6 protein-coding genes and 2 pseudogenes are annotated in these 8,551 nt (G+C 62.4%); 7 read left to right on the forward strand and 1 reads right to left on the reverse strand.

What is annotated here, in order from left to right; genetic code table 11:
• Positions 1 to 114 precede the first annotated feature (114 nt).
• From DVS29_RS25980 to DVS29_RS26010, 7 genes and pseudogenes are all read left to right on the forward strand, one after another.
• Positions 115 to 729: an NAD(P)H-dependent oxidoreductase gene (locus DVS29_RS25980; RefSeq protein WP_118183401.1), complete on the forward strand. Its 615-nt coding sequence runs from the start codon at positions 115 to 117 to the stop codon at positions 727 to 729.
• 344 nt (positions 730 to 1,073) lie between these two features.
• On the forward strand, positions 1,074 to 1,289 hold the full coding sequence (locus DVS29_RS25985; protein WP_118183390.1) for a transcriptional regulator: 216 nt from the start codon (positions 1,074 to 1,076) through the stop codon (positions 1,287 to 1,289).
• 295 nt (positions 1,290 to 1,584) lie between these two features.
• Positions 1,585 to 3,039, forward strand: a complete 1,455-nt coding sequence (gene iaaH, locus DVS29_RS25990; RefSeq protein WP_118183391.1) for an indoleacetamide hydrolase — start codon at positions 1,585 to 1,587, stop codon at positions 3,037 to 3,039.
• A gap of 55 nt (positions 3,040 to 3,094) precedes the next feature.
• Entirely contained in the window at positions 3,095 to 3,880 is a 786-nt protein-coding gene (locus DVS29_RS25995) for a CDP-diacylglycerol diphosphatase (RefSeq protein ID WP_118183392.1), read from the forward strand.
• A 227-nt stretch (positions 3,881 to 4,107) separates the two neighbouring features.
• On the forward strand, positions 4,108 to 5,196 hold the full coding sequence (locus DVS29_RS26000) for a fatty acid desaturase (RefSeq protein ID WP_118183393.1): 1,089 nt from the start codon (positions 4,108 to 4,110) through the stop codon (positions 5,194 to 5,196).
• Positions 5,141 to 6,370 (forward strand): tyrosine-type recombinase/integrase, encoded by a 1,230-nt coding sequence (locus tag DVS29_RS26005; protein WP_118183394.1) that lies wholly within the window; start codon positions 5,141 to 5,143, stop codon positions 6,368 to 6,370. The genes DVS29_RS26000 and DVS29_RS26005 overlap by 56 nt, the downstream gene beginning before the upstream one ends.
• Before the next feature lie 499 nt (positions 6,371 to 6,869).
• Positions 6,870 to 8,003, forward strand: a pseudogene (locus tag DVS29_RS26010) (IS110 family RNA-guided transposase).
• A 303-nt stretch (positions 8,004 to 8,306) separates the two neighbouring features.
• Here the strand turns inward: DVS29_RS26010 and DVS29_RS26015 are convergent.
• A pseudogene (locus tag DVS29_RS26015) lies at positions 8,307 to 8,551 on the reverse strand (IS630 family transposase); the annotation flags it as partial.

The following is an 8,551-nucleotide window of genomic DNA, read 5'->3' on the forward strand; positions in this document are numbered from 1 at the left end:
CGGCGCGCTGACCGGTCGCTAGGATGTCGGTTCGATCCTGCCCTCGTGCAGGCCGTCCAGCGCACGCAGTCTCATCTGCCAATGCGCTGGACCGAACCGGAACGGAGCATTGCGTTGACCTCTTTCGACCAGACCCACCGGCCGCTCGTCGTCGGTATCGGCGGCACGACGCGCGCGGCGTCGTCGACCGAGCGTGCACTCGGCTTCGCGCTGCGCGGCGCCGAACAGGCGGGCGCGCGCACGCGTCTTTTCGGTGGAGAATTTCTGCACCGCCTGCCGCACTATGCGCCCGAGCATCCGCATCGCACCGACGAACAGCTCGAACTGATCGAAGCCGTGCGCGCCGCGGACGCGCTCGTGATCGCGACGCCCGGCTATCACGGCGGCGTGTCGGGTCTCGTGAAGAACGCGCTCGATACGCTCGAGGAACTGCGCGCCGACGAACGGCCGTACCTCGATGGCCGCGCGGCCGGCTGCATCGTCACCGCGTACGGCTGGCAGGCAACGGGCTCGGTGCTCGCGTCGCTGCGCTCGATCGTGCACGCGCTGCGGGGCTGGCCGACGCCGTTCGGCGCCGGCATCAACACGCTGGAAACGCGCTTCGACTCCGCCACCACCTGCTCGGACCCGAAGGTTGCCGAGCAGCTCGCGACCGTCGGCCGCCAGGCCGCCACCTTCGCGCTCGCGTTCAACACTCCCCGCCCGGCCAACGCAAAACTTGCCGCCTGATGACAGGCGGTGCGCGCTTGCGCACGTTTGTGTGCGGTTGCGCACTCAACCGCAAAACTGCCCTTCGATGCGCGCGTAACACCTTGAAACACGGTACTTTCGTGCCATTTTCGATCGGTGTGCAAACCCACAGACGTCGCCATTTCTCAGGCCGATAGTGGGCTGAACGTTACGCGACCCGCCTCATGCGAATCCGCGATGACCGTTGCCGGACACCCGTGATTTGCTTGCAAGGAAAGATTGGTTCACGCACCCCGTGGCACCGCCTACGCTTGTCTGTGCCCGTTCCCTGACCGATCGTCGCGTTCCGAGGACGCCAAGCGGGTACGATCATCGTCACGATCATGAACCGACATATGTACTACAAGGGCTATGACGTTGCGCCAGCCGCGCAGTTGATGCCGAACGGGCTGTTCGCCGCCAACCTCAAGATCGAGAAAGCCGCCGGACAGAAAGCGCAGGCCTTTTCGTTCGATGCGCTCGATTACTTCTTCGACGAGGAACATGCGCTCGCCTATGCGTTCCGCTGGGGACGCATGTGGATCGATAGCCGGCGTTGAGCCGGGTTCGCCGGGTTCGTATTGAAGCCTTCGTTGAAGTTTTTGTTGAAGCCTTGGGCTGCGTCGCGCGACGTGCCCATGCGCGCCTGAGCCCCTGTTCCTGCCGCGTCGGCGTCCAGAACCCTGGCGCTCCATCCGCGAGCCTCCTTCTGCGAGCCTCGCGCTCAAGAACATCCGGACGTAGTACTGTACGGCTGATGCCGACTTCGCGGCATGCGTGCGTCGCAGCGCCCCTGCCTGCATCTGCGCGTGCCTGCCCGCGGCGCATACCATCACTGAACAGGAGCCGTTGCGCATGAGCTGGACCGTCGATCAACAACTCACGCTCACTGCCGTCGAAGCGGTCGCCGCGATCCGGTCCGGCCAGCTGCTCGCCACCGACTACGTCGCGACGCTGCTTGCGCGCGCCGCCGCGCTCGAGACGCTCAACGCGCTGACCGCGCTCAATATGGAAGACGCGCTCGCCGAAGCGCGGCGCATCGATGCGCTGCCCGCCGCTGACAAGGCGCGTCTGCCGCTGTGCGGGCTGCCTGTCGTCGTGAAGGACAACATCAATACCGCGGGTTTGCTGACCTCGGCCGGCACGCCCTCGCTCGACGGCTTCAAGCCGCGTACCACCGCGCCTTCGGTCGCGAAGCTCACGGACGCCGGCGCGATCGTGCTCGGCAAGGCCAACATGCACGAGCTCGCGTTCGGCATTACCAGCACGAACCTGAGCGCGCATGCGGGACCCGTGCGCAATCCGTACGACCCGTCGCTGATACCCGGTGGTTCGTCGGGCGGCACCGCGGCGGCCGTGGCCGCGCACATCGTGCCCGCTGGACTCGGCACCGACACCGGCGGCTCCACGCGCATCCCGGCCGCGCTGACCGGCATCGCCGGTTTCCGGCCGTCGGTGGGCAATGGCGGCGCCGAGCGCCGCTATCACGACCCCGACGCCGTGGTGCCGATCAGCCATACGCGTGACACCGTGGGCCCGATGGCGCGCACGGTGGCCGACGTCGCGCTGCTGGACGGCGTGATCACGGGCGACACGAGCCTGCCGGCGGTCACGCTTGCCGGCTTGCGCATCGGCATTCCGGGGCCGTTCTGGACCGACCTCGAACACGCGGTGGAAAACGCCGCGCGCGCCGCGCTGAAGCGGCTCGAAGCCGCGGGCGTGGTGCTGGTGCCGGTCGGCATGGACGCGGTGATGGACCTGAACCGCGCAGTCGGCGGGCCGGTCGCGTTCCACGAAGCGCTGACCGACGTACCCGCATGGCTCGTCGCGAACGATGCGCCGGTGAAGACCGTCGCCGAAGTCGCTGCCCGCATCGGCAGCCCGGACGTGCGCGGCATCTACGACCTGATGCAGACCGATCCGCTCGCGGCCGCGTACCCGGATGCGCTCAACGTCGCGCGCCCCGCGTTGCAGCGACATTACGAGGACACGTTCTCGAAGTACGGTATCGAAGCGCTGCTGTTTCCGACGACGATCCTCGCCGCGGTACCGCTCGACGAACTCGAAGGTTCGTCGACGGTATCGATCAACGGCGGCGCGCCGATCGACGAGATGAACGCGTACCTGCGCAACACCGACCCCGCGAGCAATGCCGGCATACCGGGCCTGTCGCTGCCGGCGGGATTGACGCACGACGGCCTGCCGGTCGGGCTCGAACTCGATGGGCCAGTCGGAAGCGACCGGCGGCTGCTCGCGATCGGCATTGCGTTCGAGCAGGTGCTCGGCACGCTGCCGGCGCCGGTGATCTGAGCCGTCGATCCGATTCGTTGTACAACCCTCTTTGCTGTTCGCACGATAGCCCGCCATGAGCCGACTACCGTTTGTTTCGCGCAATCCGCGTATTGCGCGTGTTCCGCGCGTCGCGTTGGCGCTTGCGTTCGCCGCGATCGTCGCGGCCTGCGCGCATCTACATACCGTCGATCCCGACGCGCTGTGGAAGATCGTCAGCATGCAGTGCGTGCCGTCGCAGCGCGATCACGGCAATCCCGGCAACTGCACGACGGTCGATCTGCAGAAGCGCTACGCGATCCTGAAGGACATCAGCGGCAAGGCGCAGCATCTGCTGATTCCAACCGACCGCGTGACCGGCATCGAAAGCGACCAGATCCTTTATGCCGGATCGCCGAACTACTGGCTCGATGCGTGGGGCGCGCGGCACGACGTGGATGCATCGCTGCACCACGCGCTGAACGACCAGCAGGTGGGCCTGGAAATCAATTCGAAGTTCGCGCGCTCGCAGCAGCAGCTGCATATCCATATCGACTGCATGCGCACTGACGTTACCGCCGCGCTGGACCAGCATGCGAGCGATCCGCCGCTGCGCTGGCGCTGGGAAACGCTCGACGGCCAGCGTTACCGCGTGATGCGCGTCACCGCGCTGACCGGCGATCAGGATCCGTTCCGCATCGTCGCGCGCGATCACACCGACTCCGCCGCGATGGCCACGCAGACGATCCTCGTGACGGGCGCGGGAACATCGGCCGCGCAAAGCGGCTGGTTCGTCGTGAATAGCGGCACCGATGTAGACCGCGGTTCAGCTAGCGCCGAGGTGCTGCTCGATCACAGCTGCAAGGTGGTCGATAGTCAGTGACTGGTCGTCCGGCATGCGCGCTTTAGCGGAATTGGCGTAAGGCTCCATCGCCATCGTTTGGCCCGCTCGGCCAATCCGGCGCTAAGCGGGTTTCGGCACATGCTTAGCCAAACAAATTGGTTCGTCCGCCGGCATCGCGCCGGTAGCATCGGTTGCACTGCATCGTGGCGGCGGGTGGTGTTTGCCTTCGGCTGCTGTGGGATGCAGCGCTCGAACCGGTTCTGCCGATGGCCCATCATTATCTCGACGACCAGCAGCGCGATACCCTGCTTCGACTGCGCGCCAGCGTGACGTGGCGCAGCGAATGGCCGACGTGGCTCCTGATCGTCGCCGTGTATGGCAGCTGGTTTTTCGTCGCGACGCATGCGCGTTTGCTAGGTTTGCCGCTTGCCACTGCGTTGCTTGCGCTCGCCGGCGCGTGGTATCTGTCGTTGCAGCACGAACTGCTGCATGGGCATCCGACCCGCTCGTCCACCTTCAATGCGTTGCTCGGTTTCGCGCCGCTCGCGGTGTGGTTTCCGTTCGGCATCTATCGCGACTCTCACCTCGCACATCACAACGATCTGCATCTGACGCATCCCGGTCTCGATCCGGAGAGCTGGTTCGTCGATGCTGGCACGTGGCAAGAAAGCGGGCCGTTTGTGCGCGCGTTGCTGGTGGCGCGGAATACGTTCTTCGGCCGGCTGGCGCTGGGCCCTGCGTGCTCGATCGTCGCGACGTTGGCAGCCGCGTTGCGCAAGCTCGCCGATGGCGACGTGCGCGATCTGCCGACGTGGATCGCGCATGGTGTTGCGGTCGTCGCACTGGCTTCGTGGCTTGCGCATCGCTACGGCTTGCCGCCACTGGCGCTGATGCTCGCCGGCTATGGTGCGCTGTCAGTCAGCGCGGTGCGCTCGTTCCATGAGCATCGCGTCGCGGACGACGCCGCGCATCGTTCGGTAATCAACGAAGCGGGATGGTTCTGGCGGCTGCTGTTTCTGAACAACAACTACCACCTCGTGCATCACGATCTGCCGGCCGTGCCGTGGTATGCGCTGCGGAAAGTCTATGAAGCATCCAGGCAGCAATATATCGAACGCTCAGGAAGCTTTCTGGTAAAGGGATACAGCGAATGGATGAAGCACTATTCGTTCGCCAGAATTGCCCATCCGGTTTATGGGGACCCATCCGGTTTGATCTGGGAAAATCCGCCTGCTTCCGGCAGTTTTGCGGGTAAATTGCGGGTAAAATTCATGATAGTTGTCCGTCGAGGAAAACTCCATGAAGCTCACCTACGCGCTGCTGCTGAACGCCAAACCGCAAGACAAGCCCTATAAAATTCGCGACCGCGATTCCATGTATCTTCGGGTGTCGGTTTCGGGTTCGAAGGTATGGAAATTTGACTATCGGTTGGACGGTAAGGATTGCAGTTACACTCTCGGCCGATTTCCCGATGTCTCGATAGCGGACGCTCGTCAGCTTCGCAACGCTGCAGCCAAGCTCGTCTCGTCTGGCGTTCATCCGAAGGCACACGAAAAGCGTCTTCAACAACAGACTGTTGCCCACCACAAGAACACGCTCTGGCCGGTGTGTGAAGAATGGCTGAGCGACAACCGAGGAAACTGGACCGCTTACTATCACGGTCAAGCCACGCGCTTCCTTGCACGCTACGTGAAGGATTCGCAGCTCGGTGGAATGCCAATTCGTGACATCACGGTGGCGCACTTGTATGACCTGATCCAATCGATCGCAAAGCGCAAAACTCTTTCAGGCGATGAACGCAAGGCAGAGGGCGCTCCTCACATCGCTATACGTCTGCGCCAACACCTTGACGCTGTATTTAGGCGAGCGATTATCAGTGGACGAGTAGACTCCAATCCTGTCGCAGCACTCAAACCATCGGATGTTGTAACACTCCCGCCTACTCGACATAATCGAGCGCTGGAGGCTGATGAACTCAAGCACCTGCTGGCGGCGTTTTCTGTCACGGGAACTCCACCAACGCGCTTGGCAATGCACCTGCTGCTACTTACGTCAGTACGCACTGTCGAGCTGCGAAGTGCAACATGGAGTGAGTTTGACCTCGAAGCAGCAATATGGGTCCTTCCCGGAGAACGCATGAAGATGGCGCGTCCGCATGTGGTGCCGCTCAGCACACAGGCGATTGAAGTCTTAAAAAAAGTAAAAGAAATTGCCCAACCCAAGACCTCAGTCGATTACCTTTTCCCAAACGCCAGAGACAAATCACGAACCATGGCAGCCACTACAATCAATGCAGCTTTGGTTCGTGCTGGATTCAATAACGAACGGCTTTTCAGAGCGCACGGAGCACGAGGTACATTCAGCACATGGGCACACGAACAGGGATTTGCTCCTCTCGCGATTGAACGTCAGTTAGCCCATGTCGAGAGGAATCGCACGAGTCGTGCGTATAACAAGGCCGAGTTTATTTCAGAGAGACAAAAAATGATGCAGGCTTGGGGGGACTATCTCGAAAGCCTGAGCGACTGATCTATTTGGTACGACGGCGCCTACGCCTTCAGATCCAAGACTTGTCGCTTCTCTGCGGACAGCAATCGAGAATTAACGCCAATTTGCTCAAAAAATCGCGAAGATGGTGCACCTCAAGACGATGGGTGGCGACGACGACTCAGTCATTGAATACCGTCAAGCATTCTCCAACGCGGTCCTGACAAAGCTACCCAATGCCACGACCACCATCAGAGAGACTGACTGGGTGGGAGTCACATGCTGGCCGCGGAGGCGAATCCCACAAGGGATTCCCGATTCAACGATGTGCGGCTACCCCCAGATATACCCCCTGCGGATGTCGGAACAAAATGGATCGAGAGACCCGCGAGAAAATACTGTCTGCATCTCTCTAGACACTATGACTCCCGTGAGGCATTGGCTGGCCTGCCGTGAGAAATCAAACGCGGGTTAGCATTGCTGTCAGAGCCGCACGGTGCGGACAGGGCCGCACCCGGTGATTTCGAGCACGGAGGCCAGCATGGAACACGATAGCACTACGCTGTACGTCGGTCTCGATGTACACAAGGAATCGATCACGGTCGCGTATGGGCCTGGTTCGGGTGAAGTCGAACTGCTGGGCAAGACCGGCACGACGCCGGCGGATATTGATCGCCTGTGCAGGCGCCTTCAGTCAAAAGCGCGGCACATCAGCGTCGTTTACGAGGCTGGTCCATGCGGCTACGGGCTTTACCGGCAGCTTGTGCAGAAGGGATTCGTGTGCATGGTGTGCGCGCCATCGCTGATTCCGAAAAAGCCGGGCGAGCGGGTCAAGACTGACCGGCGTGATGCGATCAAGCTGGTGCGATCGCTGCGCGCCGGTGACCTCTCAGCGGTGTACGTGCCGAGCGTGGACGACGAAGCGTTCCGCGATCTGGCGCGCACGTGGGTCAGCGCCAAAGACGACCTGAAGCGCGCGCGGCAACGGGTGAAGGCCTTTCTGCTCTCGCATGGGGTGCGCTATACCGGCCGTGCCGACTGGGGACCGGCGCACCGGCGCTGGGTGAGCGCGTTTGCCTTCGAGAGCGCCTGGCAGCAAATGGCGTTCGAGGAGCAGCGGCGCGCGATCGAGGACCGCCTCGCACAATGCGCGCGTCTGGAAGCGGCGTTGCGCGAGGCGGTTACCAACTGGCGCTTCTATCCGGTCGTGCTGGCCCTGCAGACGATGCGTGGCGTGCAGTTCACCACGGCCGTTGGCGTGCTCGCTGAACTTGGCGACCTGTCACGCTTTGCCCATCCGCGTCAGCTGATGGCCTAGCTGGGCCTGACGCCTTCGGAACACTCTTCGGGCGAGAAGCGTCGCCAGGGTAGCATCACGAAGAACGGCAACAGCTACGCGAGGAAGCTGCTTGTTGAGGCAGCCTGGAGCTACCAGCATCCGGCGCGCGTGAGCCCCGAGATCCAGCGCCGCCATGAGGGCATCCCGAAACCGATTGTGGACCGCGCCTGGGATGCACAGGTGCGCTTATGCCGGCGCTACCGCAAGCTCGTCGCGCGCGGCAAGCAGAAGAACATCGCGGTGGTTGCGGTCGCCCGCGAGCTCTCCGGCTTCATCTGGGACATCAGTCAGCTCGCGCTGTCGCTCGCCGTGCCGCGCGGGGCACTCACCGCATGACGCAGCATCACCCCGATCACCCGTGGCACCCTGACGACAGAAGGAGTTTCCTGAAGGCGGTGTAGCCCGGCACACGAGTAACCCGCGAGCGGACTACGCAACGGATTGCATCCGACTTGCGACTCTAGATAGCGGCAGGCTCATTGGGCGGACTTCTGTAATGCGGTACCCAACCCGCGGATATCAGTTTGATCCACCGTCGAGACGTACTGCTACGCCGCCCTCAGGAAATTCCAGCAACATGAACCCGAGCAACCGAAAAACCATCCCGATTGACACCGGGAGTCATATCAGTCCATCGCGTCATTGAAATGGCACCGGGCGAATTCGCCGCGATGGATCGTTGTACTTCCATTTGATCGGTTTCGGATTCTTGTTGTGCTCACGGATATAGCGCATCAGTTTGCGATCCAGATCCTTAACGGTGGTGAAGACGCCTCGCGCGATTACGCCGCGCTGGATACGCGCGAACCAGTTTTCCACCTGATTTAGCCAGGAGGTATAGGTCGGTGTGTAATGCAGCCGCACGTTGCAGTGTTGCTGCAGAA

It is taken from the genome of Paraburkholderia phosphatilytica (assembly GCF_003443895.1).
GTDB lineage: Bacteria > Pseudomonadota > Gammaproteobacteria > Burkholderiales > Burkholderiaceae > Paraburkholderia > Paraburkholderia phosphatilytica.

What these genes read in the sequence shown, in the direction of transcription:
- DVS29_RS25985 (WP_118183390.1), top strand. Translation starts at nt 1,074, where the DNA reads ATGAACCGACATATGTACTACAAGGGCTATGACGTTGCGCCAGCCGCG.
- iaaH (WP_118183391.1), top strand. Translation starts at nt 1,585, where the DNA reads ATGAGCTGGACCGTCGATCAACAACTCACGCTCACTGCCGTCGAAGCG.
- DVS29_RS25995 (WP_118183392.1), top strand. Translation starts at nt 3,095, where the DNA reads ATGAGCCGACTACCGTTTGTTTCGCGCAATCCGCGTATTGCGCGTGTT.
- DVS29_RS26000 (WP_118183393.1), top strand. Translation starts at nt 4,108, where the DNA reads ATGGCCCATCATTATCTCGACGACCAGCAGCGCGATACCCTGCTTCGA.
- DVS29_RS26005 (WP_118183394.1), top strand. Translation starts at nt 5,141, where the DNA reads ATGAAGCTCACCTACGCGCTGCTGCTGAACGCCAAACCGCAAGACAAG.